This window comes from Paenibacillus sp. 10L310 (assembly GCF_056395745.1).
Genome location: NZ_JBFTKC010000015.1, coordinates 34,225 through 57,733 on the forward strand (window position 1 = coordinate 34,225; position 23,509 = coordinate 57,733).

Consider the following 23,509-nt stretch of genomic DNA (forward strand, 5'->3'; position numbering starts at 1 on the left):
ACTTGAATGTGAAATAGAACAAAGGTTTGGCCACTTACCTGAAATTAACCTGATCCTACTGCGGATAACCTGAAATACAAGCGATATTTCTAATTTAAACTAACCTACCGCTTACATTCATTGCATTTCAACTGCAACACTTAGACGATTTGTCCCGTCTATTAACTTGAAGCGCGGCCCTAAGGAAGATTTTACCGCGTCAGTACACAGATTAGAAGGGATGAATATTGATGAACAACAACATGAAAAAAGTAAGTGCACTGATGGCCCTATCCATGGCATTGGGTGGTGGAGCCGCTTATGCAGCAACACTGGACAACACAAAACCAGTCCATCAAACATCCGTTTCAGCAGATAGTAACGCAGCGAGTGTAGTAAACGTATCCGTGAATGGTGCAACCATCTCTGATGGTTATTGGAACAAAGATGGCAAAGTAGCCATGATCCCGCTGCGTGATCTTACCGACGCACTGGGTATTGAACTGGAATGGAATAAAGAAACTAAAACTGCAGAGCTGACTCGTGGTGCTCTCTGGACACAGGTAATCACAGGCAAGGATCAATATTCCGTGAATAAAATGCTGCTCACGCTGGGTACAGCGCCCGAAATCACAGGCGGCAAATTGTATGTACCGGTTTCTTTTGCTGAGAAAGCACTGCATGGACAAGTGAACACAACAGGAAATCAGGTGACTATCTCGAGTGAAGAGGACGTGAAGACGGTTACTGAACGTGGTGTCATTACCAGAATCTCGAACCAAGATAAATATCAGTCCATCCAGATTGGCGGTGCAGGTACGGATGGTATTGTGCTCAATCTGAGCGATGAGACAAAATTCATCTCAGTTGAGGGAAAAGAGATTGCACTGACTGATCTGGCCATTGGCATGAACGTGGAAGCTGAGCATTCCCTGATCACCACCCGCAGTCTGCCACCACAAACGCCGACCTATACAGTCACTGTGTTGGATGCGGCTACAGCATCTGAGGCACAACCTAAAGAGCTTCTGGGTACAGCGGGTACAATTGAAAATGTAACATCAGCTGAAGGCAGCATCTCACAGATTGAGATTACAGGTACACGGTTAACAGAAACCGCTCCTGACCATGTCGTGCTGAACATTGCTAAAGACACGTTGCTCGTGAACCACGAAGGTGAGACGGTGAAAGCTGAAGAACTGACCAAAGGCGCTAAAGTCATTGGGTTCTACAGCCCTGTGTTGACGCGTAGCCTGCCTCCAATCGGAACAGCTTGGAAAGTGGTTGTTGAAACACCTGCAGCAGAACTGGAAGCGAAATAATACGATTGGAAAAACGTCTGGCTGAAACACATGTTATATGTTGTTGCAGACGACCGTGTACATCGCTTAGCGCGGGGTCATGAGTGTGGAGCATCATAATGACCAGCCATCCGCATGTAGCTCCTGACGCGCGGTGTAATGAGTTTGGCGCATCAAGAACTCAGCCGTGCGGCCAGGCGGCGAAGTCAATTCAAAATAACCTTATCCGCTTGTCTTTTGACAGGCATGGATAAGGTTGTTTTTTTGTTTTGGTTTTGGTTTTGGTTTTGGTTTTGGTTTTGGTTTTGGTTTTGTTCTGGTTCTGGTTCTGGTTCCGGTTCCGGTTCCGGTTCCGGTTCTGGTTCTGGTTCTGGTTCTGGTTCTGGTTCTGGTTCCGGTTCTGGTTCTGGTTCTGGTTCTGGTTCCGGTTCCGGTTCCGGTTCTGGTTCCGGTTCCGGTTCCGGTTCCGGTTCTGGTTCTGGTTCTGGTTCTGGTTCTGGTTCTGGTTCTGGTTCCGGTTCTGGTTTTTTAGAGTGTGTCTACAAACTGCTTCAAACTGAAGCGTACCTGAAACTTGTCCGGAGCAGACACGTGCGATGTGCACTGCATACGAAATACATTGCTTACCGAATGTAAGAGCAAGCGGAGTTAACGCTAACGAATCTGAGGCATCTTATTCAAGGATTTGAAGTACCCGCAGAAATCTAAGGAATCTCAGGCACGCTAATTTGAATTAATAGCTGTTTATAGCATTTTTATCAGAGTAATTTGGGAAATAACGTGTCTGATGTTCCTTACATTTTAGAAAGAGGACCTTATCGCCAAATAAGACGTCCTGGGTTCCTTAGAAATCATCCGGATAACCGTCAGAATCAATCGGCTGTGACTTCATCTTCAACAATCGCTTCTACTTCAATCTCAACCATCAACAAGGGATCAATGAGTGCGCTAACTTCAACCATGGTGGCTACAGGCTGGATCTGTCCAAAAAATTCACCGTGCGCCTTGCCAACTTCCTCCCATCTGGAGATATCGGTCACAAACATCCGGGTTCTCACCACATGCGACATGTCAGCCCCCAGTTCTTTCAGTGCATTTTCAATCGTCTGCAAAACGAACCTTGTCTGTGCATACGGATCACCTGCCCCAACAACTACACCATCTTGCATCGCGGTTGTACCCGCCACTTCGATTCGGTTCCCTACACGGATGGCACGGCAATATCCCACCAACGGTTCCCATGGGGAGCCGGTAAAAACCTGCTGTCTGCTCATTCTCTCGTCCCTCGCTTTGGTTGTATTTATCTATAATGCATACCTTAATTATATCAGCCCATTCGAATCCCGAACAAAAAATTAAAACTTAAAGCTGGCTGGAACTTCTTCTTCGCACATATTTGATATACCAAAATTCGATGTACAAAAAAAAGTCCCAGGAAGGGCACCATCTGTTCAACAAATGATGCGCTTCCTGGGACCTGTTCATAACGAGATAGTATTAACTAATCAAATGGAAACTATAGGTTGGCCTGATTACAACTTGATATTAGCCTCATCGAAGTATTCTTCTAGAGTTAACCCACTCTTCGCCACATCCGGTGCCAAATCTGTACCGATGTACCGGATATGCCAAGGCTCATAGACGTAACCTGTGGTATCTTCTTCACCTTGCAGATAACGGATGACATATCCGTATTCTGCAGCATGTTCAGCCAACCACTGGCCTTCCTTCGATGTGCCAAATACCTCTTCCAGCACATTGCCCACACTCGGGCTGGATACATCAATGGCAAGACCCGTCTGATGTTCGCTTCGGCCTGGCACAGAGCTCACGCGATCCGTGTATTCTTGACCTTTGGTTTTGACATTATTGTTATAGATGGATACCTGACGCTGATATGAACGATAACCGGATACCGCACGAAGCTCAATGCCATCCGCTTTTGCACCTGCAAACAACTTCTCCAGTGCCTCCGCAGCTTCCTTGCGCATATGCCGCTTCTCGTGTGGTTCGTCGAAGGAGAACGGTACATTCGGCTCTACCAGATCGTCCGGCTCGTAACCGTCAGGCAGACTCCGTTGTTTGTTCACAATGACGGTCATAGACTCGGCATTGGTCACCACAGATTGTGCATCAATCGTCGTTTGCAGTGCGCTGATACTGCGTTTCTCCAGCAATGGATCTTCCCCTGTCGCGCCATTACCATTGTCCGAAGAGCCCTGCCCTTCGCCCGCTGAAGCATTCCCAGACTCGCTATCCGTGCCTTCACCGCTGTTGCCAGAAGATGATGTGTCATCCCCGCCAGCATTGTCGCCATCCGTTCCTTTATCCTCCGTAAAATGAACCGTTGTGCCGTCCGTCTCCTGTTGAGTGTTACCTGTTCCATTCGGATTCTGGCTTTCCTCTGTGCCTGAACCGTTCTGGCACGCGGCAAGCAATGCTCCGCATATCATCAATGAGGACAGCATAACCACCATGCGGCGCTGTCTTCCTGTAGTTGATTTCATGTAAAAACTCCTATCGCAATAATATAAATGTTATATAGTTCTCAGCGTGCAATGTTCCCTGCGACAGTATACCTTAATTGGGAGCGAAGCTCCACCGGTAAAGACCTCCTTTAGAAGAGATCCGAATGAACTTATACGGGCTGTACAGCCTGTATGATCGTTTTTTGGACTTTTAGAGCAACATCCCCGTGCTGTACACAATAGAAGTGAAATGGGAATATACCTTCATATATCCAATATGCAAAAAATTGATTATACCGAGATGCACTTTATTAATGAGCATTAGCATTGTTGGATAAAGACAAAATTCATCTTGTACCGGGAAATGAATTAAATCAAATAATGCAACATGCTGCAATAAAAACAAGCAGGGGTGATCTGAGATCTCCCCCGCTCTAATGGGTGCATCATTTGGTTGCTGGGCTGTCCGTCTTCTTCTGGACAGCCTGCCACATCCGCGCGGCTACACGCTCGCGGATCAAATCCAGCCCTGCGGTGGCCGGCACGCCCGGCAGCAGCGCCGTCAGCTCCGACAAGGCCGGCGGCTTGCCCGGCTGCGCGAGGCGCACCTCAACGGCGCCAAAGCCCGGCCCCGGCTGGTGCATGGCGCCGTCCGCGGCGGCCTCGGCGATCCACTCGCCGACGGCAGCGCCGCCTTCGCCGCCGCGCACTTGCGGGCGGCCAGCCGTTTCCGCTGCGCGGCCGGGGCCGCTGGGATCATGGGCGAGTTCCTCCGCCCATGCCCCCAGCACGCCGGCGAGCAGCGCTTCGCGCGGCAGGCCGGCGTGCGCCAGCTGCAGCAGCGGCTCGGCCGCGAGGCGCGCGGCTACGGCGCGCTCAGCGGCCGCGGCATGCGCGCAGCCCGGGCGGCCGCAGGTGCATGCCACGGCCGCACTGGCCGTTGCTGCACCTGGCGAGCCCTCGGGCGCTTGCGTAGCCGGCAGCAGCCCGGCGAGCTCCTCGGACGCCGGGCCGCCGCGCAGCAGGGCGTACAGCGTCAGCGGGCGCTTGCGCAGCTGAGCCAGTACAGCCTCGCGCTGGGCTTCGCTCAGTCGGGCGGGCGTTCCCGTGACCGTGAACATGCCTGCGGCCGATCCGGTCTTGCCCTCAACAGCGGAAGCGGAAACGGAAACTTCCTGGTCCGCTTCCGCTGCTGTATTTACTTCTGCTGTCCATCCACCGGGGGACATATGCAGCTCGATCTTCCATTTTTCGCTCACAATAATCCCCCTTTCTCAACATCTATATTCCCCTGAATGTTCAAGGTCACAGCCACGTCTCACCCTGAAGAGAAATCAGGCCACGCAGCTCATCATCCGACATCTCGGTCAGCCAGTTCTCACCCGAACCAACGACCTGCTCGGAGAGTGCCTTCTTGCTCTCAATCAGCTCATCAATCCGTTCTTCCAGTGTTCCCTGACAGATCAACTTATGCACCTGCACGTTGCGATTCTGCCCGATTCGGAATACACGGTCCGTCGCCTGGTTCTCAACCGCAGGATTCCACCACCGATCATAGTGAACAACATGACTCGCCCGTGTCAGATTCAGACCCACACCTCCGGCACGAAGAGATAGAACAAACATGGACGGCCCCTCTCCTTTTTGGAAAGTCTCCACCATATCATCTCTTTGCGCCTTCGACACACCACCATGCAGGAAATAAGGTTCTTCCTCATATCGCTGTTTCAACCTCGATACCAGCAGATCTCCCATAGCAACATACTGCGTGAAAATCAAGGCAGATTCCCCGTTATCACGGATGGCGTCCAGCAGTTCAAGCAAACGTTCCATCTTACCAGATGCCTCAGCCTTGCCGTGGTCTTTCCGATTGCTGTCCGCCAGCACCGGATGATCACAGATCTGCTTGAGCTTGGTCAGGGAGGACAGCACAATCCCCTTACGGGCAATGCCATTTCTGCCGTCCAGCCCCCCCATCAGATCATCCACCACACGCTGGTACAACACCGTCTGTTCCGGCGTCAGGGAACAATAGGATTTCAGTTCAAGCTTCTCTGGCAGATCCTTGCGAATATCCGGATCGCTTTTCAGCCTGCGCAGCATGAATGGAGATACCAGTCGATGAAGCTCACGCAAGGATGCTGCATTTTCCTCGGATGGCCCCAGTCCTGTATACCGCTGGCGGAACGATGAAGCTGTGCCCAGATACCCCGGATTGAGAAACTGGAAAATCGACCAAAGTTCGCTCAGCCGGTTCTCTACAGGCGTTCCCGTCATCGCAATACGATGAAGTGTAGACAGGCGCATTACGCTTTGCGCTTGTTTGGTACGGTAGTTCTTAATATATTGTGCCTCATCCAGCACAATGGTGGACCAGTGCAACGAAGCCAGATCCGGGCCATCTCTGCCTGCCAGATGATAGGTCGTCAGTACAATGTCATGCGTCTGCGCTTCTGCCTGGAATTCGTTCCCGTGCAGCCGTTGTCCGCCATGATGAATATATAGCGACAGATCCGGGGCAAACCGCTTCAGCTCACGCTGCCAGTTTCCAAGCAGCGAGGTAGGACACACAATAAGTGCAGGCAGATGAACAGGCTGCTCATGCGTGTGCTGATCCGCCGGGAAAGAATGATCTGATCCATTCAACAGCTCATTCTCACGGGCTTCCTCTTCAGCTACCTGGCGTTCCTCGTGTTTGCGGTCTAGCAGACAGGTAATTACTTGAATCGTCTTCCCAAGTCCCATATCGTCCGCGAGACATACGCCAAAGCCCAGCTCACGCATCGCGGATAACCATTGGTAACCTCGTTCCTGATAAGGTCTGAGTTCACCATGCAATTCTGCCGGAACCTGACGAGGCTCAATACTGCGAAGCACCTGTCCATCGAGCAGGAAAGCAAGCATCCCATCAGATTCGGCACCAAAGACGGAGAGGCCCTTCCATGCGGAATCCTCCCCTTCATCCGCTGCCAGATGCAGCCATTCGGAGAGAGGCATATATTGTTCTTCTTCTTTTTTCATATAACGCAGAACTTGGCGAATCTCTTTTGTATCCACTTCAATCCATTCACCACGGAACATGACATACGGAACTGTGGATTCAGCCAATGCTGCCAGTTCCTCCGCTGTGACCGGTTTACCATCTAGCATAGGCTCCGCTTTGAAAGCAACCAATTGTTCCATGCCCAGTGCCGATGTGGCTCCAGGCAACCGCTCTGTTCCCCGATTCAACATCTGCAGACGCAGTCCCGCACGACGTTTCCCGGCTCGACTCCACCTTGAAGGCATGAGAACGGTTATCCCGGCCTTCTGCAAACGTGGAACCGCATGCGTGAGAAACTCAAAGAAACCCTGCTGCTCCAGCTTAATTTCCTCCGGACGAGCGGTAAGCAGCGCCGTCTCCAGTTCAGGTGCCATTTCTGCTGCTTGCCCGAGTGCCATCAATAATTGCTCTGCCGCCGAGGTATATAACACCTTCCCCCGGTCCAGATCTCGCTCTGGATGTGCCCAGATAGTCCGTGCAGGCAACCTCAAGCTTGGTTCCTGCTCACTGTCCGCCCAAAAGCTGATCCCCCAGATCGTTTCATGTTCGCCCAGCGGTGGCTCCAAGCGGAGCACCAGCTTCAATTGGCCTTCAGCAGGTGCCATCTCTTCTGCTCCCACGATTGGCATTGACGTTCCACCAACTTCTTGCAACGTATGAATAAACGCTGTCATATCGTCCGTCGGCCCTTGCACCGTCACAGGACGGAACATCGAGATCAGACTGTTCCACCAGAGTTCGGCTACTGGCGAAGATCCGCGTCGATATGGGGTGCGGTAACGGGACAGTTCACTGTCCATGCCCTCCAGTTCACTTGTCACCACAGCATGAATCATGCCACTCATGAATGAAAATAATACCGCAGCCCCTGCTTCTTCACGCGTTTCCGGTTCCAATGAAGCATAAGCTCCAGGAGCAGAAAGTCCAATCGGAGGCATCGCTTCAGCAAGATCGCGGAAGCGTTCGATGTCCTCCTCCTGCTGCAAGCGTGGCCGCCATACACCTGTTAATGTCTCTTGTCCGGTCCGTCGCCGTGCTCCGGTCTTTGCTGCGAATTCAGCCGATGGAGCAATTGCTCCCCGCAACAGCAGCTCCTGTGTGAACTGCGCCGCCTTGATCCAGTAACGCATCTCTTCTCCAACCTGAATTCCGGCTGCATTTAACAAACGGTCATCCCATTGCAGCAGCAGCCTGAAGGCATCCTTAGGCGAGACTGCCAATCCTTCCAATGTGCGTCCCAGCAGTTGACGCCGCTTCGTGTTCTTCGCTTCAGCCGTGTTCCTTAGCGGATTCGGCCAGCGCAGCTCCGCAAGACGCAGAGCGGCAGGCTGAAACAGACGACCCCCGTCGCCAAAATTCAACCTTCTTACCACGTGGCTCCATGCATCCACACGTGGTTCCGATGTTTCACCGGAAAAACAAAAAAATACGTCACCAAGCCATACTCCATACAGCGATTGCATCATTAAAGTCTCCCGTCATCCCTTCGCATTGTTACTCTCCATCATATACGAAAATGACCGGATTTAAAAACCTTTGCCCATAAAAAGTGGTTATTTCGATGGTTAGGGCGTGTCTGAAAACGCCCTAGCGGCACAAAAAAATGTCCCTTCTCCCGAAAAGCGGATGAGGAACATTTGGGTAAACCGAAGGATAATACTGAATATTGAAAGAATTACGGATCGTTATACTCCTATGATCTGATCAAGCTGCCCAGTAATACATCGAGGTTCAAAATACCTGCACGATGATCTTCACAGAACCCGATTTTGTCAAAAACGCCAAGCATGAAACGACGGTGTTCCTCAGCTGGTTCCTCGAAACGATCGTAACTTACGACAGAATCGACCATATCTACGATCAGCGGTACAAATCCACCTTTGTAAGGCACCACAATAATACGTGTAGAAGAGGTATCCTCCTGGTCTGGCATGCCTAACAATACACGAAGACTCACCACCGAAACGACCTTACCGTACAGCGAAGCAAAACCTCGGATCTCCGGGCTTCCAAATGGAACTGTTGTCACCTGCACCATTCTGATGATCTCATGAACTTCATCAATTCGTAGTGCAAAGATCTGGTCTCCTACCGAAAAATTAATATATTGCATTCCCTCGTCCATAGTTATCCCCATATCCTCTCATTCCGTATAATCAGACTACTTTCGTCCCATTAGATGTTACTTTGGTGTATCGGTTATTTTTGATCAAATGTTTAGGCTTCAGATCAATTTTGCCAACTTCAACAGACGATGCATTACGGTTGCTGTCTCCGCTCTGTTCATTTGCCCTGTTGTGGAGGGTGGTGGAAGTCAGTCGTTTTAGAATTGAGCGTAAGTAACCTGACATCGGATTGAAAAATTATATTCATAAAAAAGACCCAAGATCAGCTTTATGCCGATTTCGGGTCTTTTTTATCCCCATATATTATGGATCTGTTTCTATGTTTTCAAATACTTGGAACAAAAAAGCGATATTCCTGTGGATAACTTGTTTCATTACTCCAAAACGACTGTTTTATCGGATGAAAACACGAGTTATACCTGATTTGTGGATAAGTTGTGCACATATTGCACACATGCTGTGGATATCTTTGGCGTTTCATGTGGATATTCATTAATTTAATGTGGACATGTTGTGTATTTGTTTGTAAATCTGACGTAAAATCTGAATTTCCGCTTCAGTTATCCATTACTGTGGACACGTTGTGGACATGCCCAATTTCCTTCGCTGTAGTTATTCGACCAATTCACCCTGACGCATGATCAGCCTGTCATCGATGTACACGTCCGGCTTTTGTACAACTGCATCAATATGAACACCTGCGGCAATCGTTCCACCAAATGTGTTATTGCTGCCAAAGGCCACATGAATTGTGCCGTATACCTTCTCATCTTCCAGCACCACACCCGTGATTCGCGCCTTATTATTGGTACCGATCCCGAATTCGCCGAGAAAACGACCATCGCCCTCACCAAGCGTTTCCAGTAATTGAGCCCCATCTGGTCCTTCAGCTGACACCAACCGTCCTTCACTAACGGTCAATAACATAGGTTCACGGAGTGCCCCAATTCCAGCAACGGAACCATCTACAACAATACTGCCCTCACCCTTGCCCTCAACGGGAGCAATATAAGCTTCTCCTGACGGCAAGTTGCCCGATTCACCAGGGTTCAAATACATACCTGTGCTTGGTACACCGTTACGATCTTCAATGGAAAAGGAAAGACTATGGCCCTGCTTCTCTATTCGCACATGGCGACCTGCGGTTAATAGAGCCGTTACCTTCTCGGTCAACGCCTTTACTTGCGAATATTCAGCTGTAATGGCTCCGTTCACAAACATATCCTCTGTCATGCCGGGCATGGTTGCCACTCGGGTCCCTGAAGCAGCGGCTTTTTTGCGTGCCTGGGTATGTGTTAATGAATATTTCGTTACACACACGGCTACATCTGCTCGAATCATGGCCTCTGCAATTGGCGCAGGAGGCTCTTCGCCGGATCTGCTGCGTTCCTCCATGATTAACAGGACTGATTCTGCTCCAAGTGCTTTGCCTGCCTCATAGATGGATTCAGCCAGATCCCGTTTCATATCGTCTGCGATAACTACCAGATTCTCTCCGTTGCGCAGTCCGAGACATTCCGTTAGCACATTTTTACTGATTTCCACACGTTGCTTGCTCATACATTCATCTCTCCTGTCTTTGGTTCAGCTCTCAAAAGTCGACTTGACCCTTTCGACAATTGGCACGGGATTCCTGCATGTCCAAACCTGAACTCACCTTAAGGTATCGGCCCATTCGGCGAGAATTGCAGCTGTTTCCTTATACTGAAACGTCGGAAAGTAATGTCCATAGGGTACATCTATCCGTTTGACCTGTGAGTTCATATCCTGGGGATAGTGATATTCCTGATCTTGATTGGCCCACACAACTAATACATTCTTGGCATAATGCTGACTTTCCATTTTCGCCCACAACGTTGATCTGGCGCCTTTCCTCTGACCCGAGTGGATCCAGCGCAACAAGTCTGCATGTGCTCCTGCAATGCGAGGGGACTGGAGGCTGGAGCGTATTCTCTTGCCCATGGTATCAGCCATAACACTGCTGTCGCCTACGCCACTATGTGAACTGAACATTTGATTCCAACTTTTCTCCGATCTGCCACGCAGCAGGGAGCGCATCACCCCTCTTGGCAAACGGGAAATCCATCTCAGCACATTCGGATTCGAATTGTTAGCTACTGGCTGAAGCAACCCCAGTCGAATGTCTGTCCGCCCGCTACGCATCTGTGCCGCAGCTGCAATAGCAGCCCCGATCGAATGACCAACCAGCTTCACCGGACCTTCAAACTCACCAAGAGCCGTAAGCAGTGCATCCACCTGACCTTCAAACGCTTCATCCCCCTGATGCACCGGAGACCGTCCGAATCCAGCGAGATCGATTAACCATACCGGGTTCCCGGTCCGGTCCCTAAGCTGTTTTCCTAAAGGTAACATCTCATCCGCAGATTGAAGCAAACCATGTACAATAATCCAAGGCTCTCCCTCACCCTCCCAACCAAGCATAGCCATATTTCCACTTCGAGACCGAATATAATCTGTCGGAAAACCCTCAGGTAAAGGCGTATACCGAAGACGATAGTCTAGATCGGCTGTAACCAGCGGAAGCTGTTCCCGGATGTCGGGCCAGGATTGCCCCATACGTGTGAACAGAGCCTCCGTCTCTTCAACCGGGAATGACCTGTTGGTAATAAAAGCAACCGACTCCGCTGGAACACCACTGATGCGTGAACCACCTGATTTCATGATCCATTGAATCCATGGTAGTGGCACAGCCCCTTTCGGCTTGGGTACATCCAATTGCTGCGCCAAGAGTTGCAGCAGTTCCTTCATATTTGGACTGTCTTCCTTCCGCGCCAACAGTGGATAAGTTCCTCCGACTGGAGTAGCTTCCCTGGATAGAAAAACAAGCGTCTGTGCAACAATGTCATTCTCCACAAGCGGTAACCAATAGGATGAACCTCCCGGCACTACCGGCATAAGTCCTTTCTGAATCGCCTGAATGAGCAGCCCAATCCCACCCGTTTGCTCGGTTTCACCGGTGGGGCGTGGTCCAACCACTGTACTCGGATTTACAACGGATAAGGGATAGTGATGCTGTTCTGCATGCTCGCGAATATGTAGATCCGCATGAAACTTCATCTCTTCATACGCACTTTCATTGTTGTCCACATGCTCAACCTGTAGATAATTCCCCTGTTCATTCCGCTCTCCATAAGGACTCATATAACCAACAACGTGGATAAAGTGTCTCAATCCATGAGTACCGTGGATTTCCTGCGCTAGCTGTGCCACTTCTCTGGCCCCGTTCATGAATATCTGCTCGGCTACTTTTCGTTCCAAAGTGACGTCCATCGTTCCACCCGCGTGAATGATCACATTTGCTTCAAGAGCACGCTCCCGATCTACTGCGGTAAGGCCAAGACCCGACATGGATAAATCACCTGTAATAAAGGTAATCCTTTCGAAGTCCTTCACTCCGTAAGCCTTCAGCACAGTTCTGGCTCGCTGTTCCGAACGAACCAGCAAGAGCAATTGTGCGTCTCCCTGCGTGAGTTGTTTGACCGTTTCTTTGCCGATAAAACCTGTACTTCCTGTCATAAAAATGGTCGTACTTGCCATATCAGACTTACTTATTACCTGATTCATGTTTGTTGAATGTGCTGCAGTGTTTTCTTCATTGGATACACGGTTAGTATGTACATTCATTCTGTTACGGCTCCTTTTAGTACTATACAGTACTAGTTATATTCAAAAAAAGAGCTTCGATTAACGAAGCATCTGACAAAACGTACGTGCCGATTGTTCAATAATCCCAACATCACGGGCAGTTCCCGCTAGGATTAGTGAACCTTCCAATGCGGCAATAAACAACAACGCAGCCGGTCCCGGTTCGATTTCTTTGCGAAATTCACCGCGATCCAAACCTTGCTGAAACAACTTCTCCACCATCGGTCTAAGTTCACGAAAGAATCTGGATATGCTTTCCTTCACTTGGGGTGCACTGTCCGGTGTCTGCATATATAACGTAACAAAGGGACAGCTCCCTTCGTAATTTCGGCCCTCAATACCTGCCGACAGCAATGCCATGAATGAGTAGATACGCTCCTCCACTCCTCGTTCACGCTGACTGAGCAGCAGGTACAGCTCCGACTCATACTGGGCAATCCAGTATTGTACCACGGCCTGGAGTAGCTCCTCCTTGTTTTTAAAATGATAATAAATATTCGACTTGGATACCCCACTCACTCGCACGACTTCGTCCATGCTGACGTAGCTGTACCCCTGACGTAGAAATAATTGTGCCGCCACTTCAACTGCCTTGGTCCGGTTCACCGGATTGGTACTTTTGGATTTGGCGGGTCCCGTGTTCATTTTTGGATTTGTCATATTTAGAACTATACAGTACTAATTAGTTGAAAACAAGTATTTCTGTTAACAAAAGAGGACCTCCCACTCCAGCTACTCCATACTTGTCCACATTTAGAGTGTTATACACACAGGATATCCACATATAGTATTAACTCTGTGTTAAATACGTCATTAGATCGTTAAACTGCTTTGGAGTTATCCACATTTCAGGAATATAGCTGACTTTGAACTTTTCAGAGAGCGTCATTGGTTCCTCGGAAAAACAAAAACAGGCCAACCAGAATAAGATTTCTGGCTAACCTGTTTCAATTGGCTAACTTTTTCTTTGGTAACCTGTGGATACTAGTTAATTTGGATAACTACCCTAAATTGAAGCTTCGGTCGGATCATCCTTTTTAATCAATATGACCAGATAGTATACCGTCCATGATCCGGATTATTTTTTCAGACTATCCCAGTTCTGTTGCAATGCGTCGAGCAATCCGGCTTTATCCGATTTGCCTGCAACGTAAGCCTGAATTGTGCTGCCATACTCTTGTGGAACCCCTTCAGGGAAACGGTTGAAGTTCCAGCTGAGTGTTTTATTTTCCTGGCTATACTTCATGATCTCTGTGGCGAGGTCACCCAGATCCTCTTCGGATGCCGTGATGGAACTGAACGCCGGAATGAATTTGAATTCTTTTGTCATGTATTGTTTCCCGATATCCGAAGTTACGAGCCATTCCAAAAACTCTTTTGCTTCCGGTTTCACTTGGGAATTCTTGTTCACAACCCAATAGTTCGGCACGCCGACAAACAATTTGTCATTGGGTTCATTGTTAATTGGCATTGGGAGGATACCCAGATTCAGATCTGGATCGATTCCATCGATCTGTACTTGAGTCCAGTTTCCTTGTTGCATCATCGCCGCTTCTCCACTCGCAAACAACGTAACTTGCGTATTGTAGTCGGTTGTCAGCGGGTTTTTGTTGCTGTATTTCAGCGTTAAGTCGAGCAAGTTGATCCAGTCGGTGAACACTTGGTTGCCAGGAATTTTCTCCGTACTTTCGTTGAGTCCCTGGATGAATTTCACCGGATCTGCCTGATTTGCAAATGCGACGTTTACGTTATGATTGCCCAGCACCCACCACTCCTGATATCCGTTCGAGAAAGGCGTAATGCCCGCGGCTTGAAGTTTCTGTGCAGCTTGATCCAATTGTTCCAGTGTCGTTGGAATTTCGGTAATACCTGCTTTTTGGAAGAGGTCTTTGTTATAAATGAAACCATAACCCTCCAGCGCGAGCGGCTGTCCGTAGAGCTTACCGTCTTTGGTCATTGGCTCTTTGGCTACTTCGAGTGCATCCTTGGCCCATGATTCTCCAGACAGATCTTCCAGATATTCAAGCCATGTATCCAATTCACGATAACCACCTACGTTGAAAATGTCCGGTTGTTCGCCAGCGGCAAACTTGGCTTTTAATGCAGCACCGTAGTCACTACCGCCACCCACGGTTTGAATGTCCAGTTTGACGCCTGGATGGGAGGATTCATATTCCGCTTTGAGACGGTTGAGCGCTTCCGCGATTTCGACTTTGAATTGGAAGATCTTAATTGTTTTATCTCCAGCAGCGGCCTCGCCACCACCCTGAGCATCCGTGTTGACCGGACTGCCGCTCTTATCTCCATTGCCACAACCCGCCAGCATTACCGAAAAAGCAATCAGCATAAGCAACGTCAACTTTGTCATTCTTTTCATACATACACTCTCCCTATAGTAGTTTCAGTATAACCGTTCCACTAATGAATATTTACACTGGCACTCCGATGACAGAATAACCTTCCCTTGAAGCGTGTTTTCATTCTAACGAACCGAGCGCACGTTATTCGCACCTATTTGCACAGGTTCCCATTCTAACGAATCACAGCGACGTTATTTCGTCGATTTAATCAATTTTTAGGGCCCTGACGCCGTTTTACACCAGAATAACGTTACTGAGGTTCGTTACAATTTGTATTCCTTGATTATCCACCTATTAAGATGCGGTGGATTCGTTAGCGCTTTGAAAAAGGAGCATACCCTCACTCTGCAGAAGAAGTTCCTGGCTATACAAGCGTCTTTATTGATCTTTTCTCTTTATCGATGCTTTCTCTTCAGGAGTCATGCCCAAGCTATACGGGCATGCTCCCTTTGCACACCTCCATGCGAGGTGGGAGCAAAGGGATCAGGATGCGATGGAGGAGCGGAGCGTTCGCCTTTGATACTCGGTGGCTTCCTTGCCCTAATACATTCAGGCCACCGAGGAGCAACAGCGACTGAAAGCGCAACTTGAGCCCGCAGCGACCTTGTACTCGCACTCCACGCTTGAGACCGTCAGCGACCCTGCCCTTATACACTCACCTTCTGCCTTATCGAACCTAGTCTTTAAATCATTTCATTCTTGGTCATTTCTCTTTATCGACGCTATCCCTTCCCTAGGAGTCATGCCCAAGCTATGCGGGCATGACTCCCTTTGCACACCTCCGTGCGAGGTGGGAGCAAAGGGATCAGGATGCGATGGAGGAGCGGAGCGTTCGCCTTTGATACTCGGTGGCTTCCTTGCCCTAATACATTCAGGCCACCGAGGAGCAACAGCGACCGAAAGCGCAACTTGATCCCGGCAGCGACCCTATACTCGCACCCCTTACCCTTTAACTGATCCAGCCGTAATCCCCTGAATGATGTACTTCTGCATCAGCAGGAAGAAGATAATGATCGGCATGATGCCGAGCACAAGTGCTGGCAAGGCCAGATCCCATTGCTTCGTATATTGTCCGAAGAGTGCAAAGGTCGCAATTGGGATCGTACGCAGGTTGGAGCTTTGCAGGATCAGCGATGGGAGCAGATAATCATTCCAGATCCAGAGTGTGTTCAGAATGATGACGGTTACATACATCGGTTTCATGAGTGGAAATACGATCCGGAAGAACACCCCGTAGACCGAGCTTCCATCCACCCGGGCCGCTTCCTCAATCTCCAGTGGGACGGATTTTACGAATCCGTGGAACAGGAAGACAGACATCGGTGCCCCGAAACCAAGATAACAGATAATGAGGCCGCCAAGGCTGTCGATCAATCCCAGATTACTGGTTACAGTAACAAGTGGAATCATGATAGACTGGAACGGAATCACCATGGCGGCAATGAACATGCCGAACAAAATACGGTTGAACCGGGTATCGCTGCGGACCATTCGGTACGCGGCCATGGAACTGATCAGCACAAGCAACAGATTGCTGACCACAGTAACGATAAGCGAGTTCATCAGCGCGGACGGGAAGTTAATTTTCTCCCAGGCGTTCGCATAGTTGCCCCATTGAAATACTTCCGGCCATGCAGCCGAATTGGTGAGTAGATCACCGAAGGTTTTGACCGAATTCACGAACAGGAAGTAAAACGGAACCAGGAATAAAAGTCCAAGGAGTACCATGACAATCTCGGTTAAAATGGTACTGAAGCGGTAATTTTTCGTCGTCTCCATTAGGCTTCTACCTCCTTGCTCTTCGTCAGACGTACCTGAATCATGGTGATGATGGCAACGATTACGAAGAACACGAGAGCTTTGGCGGTTCCGATGCCATATCTGTTATTTACAAAGGCTTCATTGTAAATATTAAGTGCAACCGACTCTGTCGATCCGAACGGTCCACCTTTGGTCAGTGACAGATTGAGATCGAACATTTTGAACGACCAGGAGATCGCCAGGAACAGACAGATCGTTACACCTGGCATAATGAGCGGAAGAATGATGCTCCGCAGTACCTGCCAGCGACTTGCGCCATCAATCTCGGCGGCTTCCAGCAGATCAGGGGATACATTTGTCAGAGATGAGATGTAGATGACCATCAGATATCCTGCGGTCTGCCATACAAACACAATCACGATTCCCCAGAAGGCGGTTGGTTCGTCTCCCAGCCAAGGAAGGTTGAAGAATGACCAGCCGGTTACATCGCCTACTGCTGAAAACCCTTTCACAAATATGAACTGCCAGATAAAGCCGAGCAACAACCCACCGATCACGTTAGGCATAAAAAAGATCGTACGCAGAATGTTTCTCGTCTTGAGCGGTTTGGTCAGAAAATACGCCAGGAAAAAGCCAATCACATTGGTCAGTACCACACCAACCACGGTGAAGCGCACCGTAAACCAAAACGCCGTTTGGAACTTGGGATCATTCGCAAACACATGCACGAAGTTATCAAACCCTACCCAATTAATGTTCTCGGATACCCCGTTCCAATCCGTGAAGGAATACACCATGCCAAGCAGGAAAGGGACCACGATGATGAGAATAAAAAACACGATGGAGGGACCCACGAACACAAGCTGCTGTAACAGCTGTGAAGATTTGCGATGCTTCATATCGTTCTCCCCTTCTATAGATGGATGAAATTGGTCTCTTTTTCTATTAAACCCCATTATCACCGAGGGAAACACCGACCCTTGTGAACAGTTGGGGGTAAAATATTGTCCTCTCTTAACCTGCAACCAGAAGGGGTGTTCCGATGTCCAAATACTACAGTATACGCACCAAATTGATTGCTTTTATGCTCATTGCTACCACCCTTCCGCTGCTCGCATCGATCAGCATGACGTTTATCCAGACCAAGACAGCCCTGCGGGAACAAGCTGTGGAAGAAAACAAACGCCTGATCTACCAAGCGTCCACCAATCTCAATAACTATGTGGATAACGTGGCCAGAGCGTCGCTCGCTGTGTATAACGACCCGAACTTTCTGCGTAACTTGGCAAAAATTCCTGGTGATTATCGTGCGGTTGCCGAAGTGTATACCACTTTGCAGACAATACGCGCGGCTGTGCCGGATGTATTCCAGCTGTATTTGCACTCTTTTGCCGCCAATCAATCCACCTTAATTACAAATCCCTTTCCGAAGCGGGAGGAACGCAAACAGGCCTATTCCGGCTCGCTTCATGGAAAAACAAGCGGTGACAGCCCGGATATCTGGGTGGAATCGGCCCATATGAGTCACACGTACGGATTCAAGGCTGCCTCCCCCGATGACCCTGCCAGAACGGTCATTACCCTGCATCGGGTGATCAAGGATATTCCGTCCACTGAGCGTCTGGGTGTACTCGCCATTGATCTGAATATGAATACCATTGCAGCAATCTGTAGCAGGCTGTATGATCCGGCTAAGGAACAGATCTATGTGGTGGATGGTCAGAATCAGATCATTTACCAAGGACGTTCCGAGGTCAATCATACGGATGCACTACGAGAGGAAACGGCTAGTGAACTGAATATCGCGCGATCTAGCTTAGGTACAGCCCAGAATGTTGCAGGGCATTTTGAACAGGATCGTTCCATGTATGTATACCAGCAACTTGGCAGCACTTACGCCGATTGGACCATCGTCAAACAGATCCCGAATGAGACGTTATATGCCAGAGCCACCACACTTACGTGGAATAACGCGATGATTGCCATTGCGGCACTTGTATTGGTCATTGTTGCAACCTTGTTCATCTCCATCCGAATCACCGGTCCGCTCAAGCAACTCATGCGGTATATGAACCAGATTCAAGCCGGGCGTCTGCATGTGGATATCCATCTATCCAGTCGCGATGAATTCGGGGTGCTCGCTCGTCATTTCCGAGATATGATGGATACGGTAAATAATCTTATTTTGCGGGAATATCGACTCGAAATCGCCAATAAAACAAATCAACTCAAAGCGTTGCAAGCGCAGATTCATCCGCATTTTCTATATAACACACTGCAATCGATCGGTACACTTGCCCTTCAACAGCAGGGACAACGGGCGTATATACTACTCTCTAGCCTGTCCAAAATGCTGCGCTACAGCATGCGGGATCAGACCTGCGTGACCTTACGCGAAGAGGCGGAGCATGCCCGATTATATCTGGAACTACAGCAGGAGCGGTTTGGTGACCGCCTTGAGGTGGATTTGGATTTTGCCGAAGATACTCTATCTGTCGAAATGCCAAGAATGACGTTACAACCTTTAATTGAAAACTATTTCAAACATGGAGCAGATATTCAGCCTGGCAAAGGTCACATATCCCTATCCAGCCGCCGGATCAACGATCATTGGATTGAAATAGAACTGAATAATAACGGCCCCTCCATACCTGAAGATAAATTACTGGAGATCCGCGGATGGCTGCATCAAAGTCATACAACAACCGGGTTATCCACACAAGAATCCGACGTGTCTGAATCCATCGGTCTACGAAATGTAATACGCCGACTTCAATTGAACTCACATCCCGGTCACTCAGCCAGGCTTGAGATCAACAATCAGGAACCCAATGGTGTGAAGATTACGGTTAAACTATACGCGGGAGAGTGAACAACATGAAGGCACTGCTTGTAGATGATGAAAAACATGTCCGCGATGCCATAAGGTTGCTTGGTCATTGGGAAGAGTTTGGCATTGATACATTACTTGAAGCAGCAGACGGGGATGAAGCCATCGCCGCCATCACGGCACATCAACCTCAAATCATACTCAGTGACATGCGGATGCCGGGCAAGGACGGTATGGCATTGCTTGAATGGATATCGGCTCATACCCCGCACAGCAAGGTGCTGGTTATCAGTGGATATGATGATTTTGAACTCGTGAGGCATGCAATCAGACATGGTGGCATGGACTACCTCCTGAAACCTGTGGAAGCAGATGAGCTGAATGCATCTCTATTAAAGGCCGTTACAGCTTGGGAAGAGGAAGACGCCATTCGGATACAATCCACCAGGCAATCCATTGTTGTTAATCGAATGCGCCCCCACTACCAGGATCGTCTGCTCACCGAACTTGCCGTCGGAAGAGGCAGCAGCCCATCACACATGCAGCGATTGCAGGATGAGTTAAATCTCCCCCGTCTAATCTCTGTCTGTAGTGTCGCTGTCACCAGCCTGTCCCATCTGGATGCAGATTGTCTGGCAAAATACCGCAGTCAACCGGACCTGCTTGTGTTCTCGGTGCTCAATATCTGTGCCGAGATGTTATCCACACCAGACGAAGGCGTAATGTTTCGTCAGTTGGATCAACCGGACGAGATTGTTCTGCTGCATTGGGGTCCATCCACTTCATTGGAACATATTCTGGACAAGGTCAATCATGGATTGGAACAGACGATTCAGCGCCGGCTTCATTTTGGGATCTCCACCTGCGAGTCTTATCCTGGCGGAATCTCAGCGGCCTATCTGGAAGCAAGTTCAAGGCTGTGGCGACGTAATGCTGTGCAAATTAAACAGCGAATCCATGCCTCAGTGGAATCATCAAATGGAAATAAAACCAGGCGTTTAACCGCCCATGAAGAACCCCTGCGTATGGCAGCCATGAGTTGCCGGGCTTCCAGTGTATCTGCTGCGGTCGCCGAGTGGCTTGACCCGATTACTGATCTTGCGGTTGTCAGTGCTGAGCAGATCCAGCAATGGATCGATGAGCTGGAATGGATGCTGAGCCGCTGGCTTGATGATACGGCAGGTTCGTCATTCCATGAGGAAGAATTGACGGAAGAACAGTCTATTCCCTTTGCCGAGTTACCTTTGGACGCTGAAGGACTGTTATCCTTCTCCCTGCTTCGTTCATTATTGGAACAACGACTGCTTGCCGCAGGAAAGGCGCTCACCGCTCATCACCATGCCAATCCTGATCCCATGAGTGAGATTGCACGTTATATGGACGCCCATTATCAGGAGGACCTGTCCTTACAGCAGATTGCCGCGCGTTTTTATCTGAGCCGGGAGTATATCTCACGCAAATTCAAACAGCAATTTGGTCTGAACTGGTCGGAATATCTGGGCAAACTGCGGATCAACAACGGCAAGCTGTTACTACAAAATCCTTCTCTGCGTGTCGCCAAAATCTCCGAGATGGTTGGATTCCAGGACGAAAAGTATTTCAGCAAAGTGTTCAAAAAGATGGAAGGCATCACGCCAGCAGAATATCGTAAAACATTATTGGAGGCTTGAATGTAATACCTTGAACTAAACTAAAAGGACTCCTCACGGGAGTCCTTATTTCTACTTACTAAACCTGAATAGAAGCATCGCTCAAGATGATTTTTTAGCTCTTTCTTTTCTAAGATAAGATACAATCCGAAAGATTATTCCAAGTAAGAATATAGTCATAATTACGTAAGGGAAGTTGCTCTCCGTCTTCTGAGCTTGTATAGGGAAAATAATGAGGATGAACAGTAATAAAGCAATATCCAAGTAGAACATCACTTTCCTATAAATAGCGATATCCACACCCCCTTTGATTTACCAAAAATGGTTTTATTATTTATATTAGATCATAACATAGATACGTCCTAGTCCGCTCACCGATCCCGCAAAATCACCGCAGGTACAAGTCGAATGTAGATTAATTCCCCTGCAAGCTCCACCATCGTCTGTGTAACGATGACTGCCGCAGCTATGGTTGCCCATTCTGGCGGGAGTGCCAGCGCCAGCGGCAGAACAACCAGTGAATTCCGTGTGGCTGAACTGAAAATCAACGCCCGCCCTGCGCCTGTATTCAATCGAAACCAATTAGCAATGATCCGAGATATCCAAGGCATAATGATCAGAAAAGCAACGTAGATCGGGATCACGTTCACGATGATCGCCATATCATTGTAGACTTTGCCAATCTGGGAAGCGACAACCACGATCAGCGCAAGTGCCATCATCGGAACCGGGAGCCATGCCGTCGTATTCATGACCCGCTCCCCGCTCACTGTACCTCTGGAGAAAACTTGTGTAACAACAGCGAGCAGCAGTGGAATTACGATCAGGAACAGAAAAGCCTCTACAAACGGCCCCAACTGCATGATCTGCGCTACCTCGGTACCCATCAATAACCATAAATAAAACGGCAACAGGATCATTTGTATAACAAATAAAAGAGGTGTTGCGGCGAGCATCAGTTTCTCATTGCCCCGGCCGAGCTGTGTGACCACAATGACGTAATCAATACAGGGAGTTAACAGTACCAGATAGACTCCGATCAGAACGCCTGGTGATTGCGGAAAGACAAGTGTGAGCAACCATACAACTACAGGTACTACGATAAAATTAGCCACCAGTAGCGCCACCATAAATCGAAGATTCGACCAGGACTCTTTTAACTGTAAAAAGGGAATCTGTACAAACATGCTGTATAACAGAACGGCAAGAACCGGGGACACAGTGTAGTGTAAAACATTCCCCCATACCGGATTACTCAGCCCTATCGCTGCCCCTACGAACAGTGCAACTACATAGAACCAGGTTTGCTGTTGCTCCATCGTTTCTCTTGTGAGCATTTCTCTTCCTCCTCTTCTAGTGGGACATCGTGGGCATGGACATATTTCTGCTTCGTTTCGCGTACATTGGGACAGAGTGCCGTTCCAACATAAGCGGCAGAGCACAAGGATCTGAAGGATCAACTTGTGAATTTTTTGCGGCTGTTATTAGAATGTGCAAGAACTGGGTATATTCATTGTAGACTGACCCGTGGTTCATTCATTCGTTAAACCAAGGAGGAAACACAATGTCACGTAACAATCCGTACAAGTGGTTAAACGCCATTGGTTTTATCGCTGTAATTATCGTGAACTACCTCTCCAACGCTCTGCCGATCGGAGGCAAGACCAATAAAGAAGTATCGGATATGTACCCTGTGCTGCTCACACCTTCTGGCTATGCCTTCTCTATATGGGGTCTGATCTACTTGCTGTTGGCAGGGTTTGTGATCTATCAGTTCGTGCCCGCTTCTTGGAAAAGGGATTCGATTACCCGTCTCGGGTATTGGTTCCTGGCAAGCTGCGCTTTCAACGTAGCCTGGATTTTTGCTTTTCAAAACTTGCAGACCGGTCTCGCTTTACTGATTATTGTACTGCTTCTGTTGTGCCTGATCATGCTGTATGTAAAAACACGTACCATTACGGTTCCAACCACTGCTGAGATCTGGCTTGTGAAGCTGCCATTCAGCATCTATCTTGGATGGATTAGCGTGGCAACCATTGTTAATGCAGCGGTACTATTATATAAAATTGGCTGGGATGGTTTTGGTATCAGCGAACCAACCTGGACGATCATTATGCTGATTGTCGGTATGGTGCTGGCTGTTCTCGTTAGCTTCCGTTATCGCGATAGCATATACCCACTTGTATTCACATGGGCATATATCGCCATTGCACTTAAACAGAAGGATGTCACTTCCGTATATTATACGGCAATCATCATTGCGATCGTCCTGGCCATCTATGCGGTATGGCTGTTCTTCGCCCGGAATCAAGATCGCGATTGAGTA

Annotated in this window: 17 protein-coding genes; 5 read left to right on the forward strand and 12 right to left on the reverse strand. The window is 48.9% G+C overall.

The genetic code is table 11. The features are described from left to right. Positions 1–242 precede the first annotated feature (242 nt). On the forward strand, positions 243–1,301 hold the full coding sequence (locus AC1DE7_RS24515) for a copper amine oxidase N-terminal domain-containing protein (RefSeq protein WP_405158425.1): 1,059 nt from the start codon (positions 243–245) through the stop codon (positions 1,299–1,301). 235 nt (positions 1,302–1,536) lie between these two features. After that, the gene (locus AC1DE7_RS24520) at positions 1,537–1,812 is read left to right on the forward strand and encodes a hypothetical protein (protein WP_477535345.1); all 276 of its coding nucleotides are present in this window, start codon (positions 1,537–1,539) and stop codon (positions 1,810–1,812) included. Between the two features lie 340 nt (positions 1,813–2,152). Here AC1DE7_RS24520 and AC1DE7_RS24525 read toward each other — a convergent pair whose 3' ends face one another. From AC1DE7_RS24525 to AC1DE7_RS24575, 11 genes are all read right to left on the reverse strand, one after another. Continuing rightward, entirely contained in the window at positions 2,153–2,554 is a 402-nt protein-coding gene (locus AC1DE7_RS24525; protein WP_074093334.1) for a RidA family protein, read from the reverse strand. A gap of 258 nt (positions 2,555–2,812) precedes the next feature. Then, positions 2,813–3,787, reverse strand: coding sequence for a M15 family metallopeptidase (locus AC1DE7_RS24530; RefSeq protein ID WP_036668590.1), 975 nt, complete (start codon positions 3,785–3,787; stop codon positions 2,813–2,815). A gap of 407 nt (positions 3,788–4,194) precedes the next feature. Further along, the gene (locus AC1DE7_RS24535; RefSeq protein ID WP_477535346.1) at positions 4,195–5,007 is read right to left on the reverse strand and encodes a hypothetical protein; all 813 of its coding nucleotides are present in this window, start codon (positions 5,005–5,007) and stop codon (positions 4,195–4,197) included. A gap of 46 nt (positions 5,008–5,053) precedes the next feature. Further along, positions 5,054–8,257, reverse strand: a complete 3,204-nt coding sequence (locus tag AC1DE7_RS24540; protein ID WP_477535347.1) for a DEAD/DEAH box helicase — start codon at positions 8,255–8,257, stop codon at positions 5,054–5,056. Positions 8,258–8,484: 227 nt separating this feature from the next. Beyond that, positions 8,485–8,904, reverse strand: a complete 420-nt coding sequence (locus tag AC1DE7_RS24545; RefSeq protein ID WP_164783412.1) for a chemotaxis protein CheW — start codon at positions 8,902–8,904, stop codon at positions 8,485–8,487. Positions 8,905–9,529: 625 nt separating this feature from the next. Next, positions 9,530–10,477 (reverse strand): aminopeptidase, encoded by a 948-nt coding sequence (locus AC1DE7_RS24550; RefSeq protein WP_477535348.1) that lies wholly within the window; start codon positions 10,475–10,477, stop codon positions 9,530–9,532. A gap of 93 nt (positions 10,478–10,570) precedes the next feature. After that, positions 10,571–12,562, reverse strand: a complete 1,992-nt coding sequence (locus AC1DE7_RS24555; RefSeq protein WP_477535349.1) for an alpha/beta fold hydrolase — start codon at positions 12,560–12,562, stop codon at positions 10,571–10,573. Between the two features lie 60 nt (positions 12,563–12,622). Further along, a complete protein-coding gene (locus AC1DE7_RS24560) occupies positions 12,623–13,189 on the reverse strand; it encodes a TetR/AcrR family transcriptional regulator (protein WP_036607516.1) in 567 nt (188 codons plus the stop codon). A 472-nt stretch (positions 13,190–13,661) separates the two neighbouring features. Beyond that, entirely contained in the window at positions 13,662–14,960 is a 1,299-nt protein-coding gene (locus tag AC1DE7_RS24565) for an ABC transporter substrate-binding protein (RefSeq protein ID WP_477535350.1), read from the reverse strand. Positions 14,961–15,885: 925 nt separating this feature from the next. Next, positions 15,886–16,722 (reverse strand): carbohydrate ABC transporter permease, encoded by an 837-nt coding sequence (locus tag AC1DE7_RS24570; RefSeq protein ID WP_340031783.1) that lies wholly within the window; start codon positions 16,720–16,722, stop codon positions 15,886–15,888. After that, on the reverse strand, positions 16,722–17,603 hold the full coding sequence (locus tag AC1DE7_RS24575) for a carbohydrate ABC transporter permease (protein WP_036607341.1): 882 nt from the start codon (positions 17,601–17,603) through the stop codon (positions 16,722–16,724). Before AC1DE7_RS24575 ends, AC1DE7_RS24570 begins: the two co-directional genes overlap by 1 nt. 143 nt (positions 17,604–17,746) lie before the next feature. Here AC1DE7_RS24575 and AC1DE7_RS24580 point away from each other — a divergent pair, with 143 nt between their 5' ends. Together AC1DE7_RS24580 and AC1DE7_RS24585 are read left to right on the forward strand one after the other, a co-directional pair. Next, positions 17,747–19,576: a cache domain-containing sensor histidine kinase gene (locus tag AC1DE7_RS24580; RefSeq protein ID WP_477535351.1), complete on the forward strand. Its 1,830-nt coding sequence runs from the start codon at positions 17,747–17,749 to the stop codon at positions 19,574–19,576. Positions 19,577–19,581: 5 nt separating this feature from the next. Continuing rightward, on the forward strand, positions 19,582–21,204 hold the full coding sequence (locus tag AC1DE7_RS24585; RefSeq protein ID WP_477535352.1) for a response regulator: 1,623 nt from the start codon (positions 19,582–19,584) through the stop codon (positions 21,202–21,204). A gap of 350 nt (positions 21,205–21,554) precedes the next feature. Here the strand turns inward: AC1DE7_RS24585 and AC1DE7_RS24590 are convergent, their stop codons facing one another. Next, positions 21,555–22,520, reverse strand: a complete 966-nt coding sequence (locus tag AC1DE7_RS24590; RefSeq protein ID WP_477535353.1) for an arsenic resistance protein — start codon at positions 22,518–22,520, stop codon at positions 21,555–21,557. 227 nt (positions 22,521–22,747) lie between these two features. On the opposite strand from AC1DE7_RS24590, the gene AC1DE7_RS24595 reads away from it, so the two are divergent. Further along, positions 22,748–23,506, forward strand: a complete 759-nt coding sequence (locus tag AC1DE7_RS24595; RefSeq protein ID WP_017690869.1) for a tryptophan-rich sensory protein — start codon at positions 22,748–22,750, stop codon at positions 23,504–23,506. The last annotated feature ends 3 nt before the right edge of the window (positions 23,507–23,509 follow it).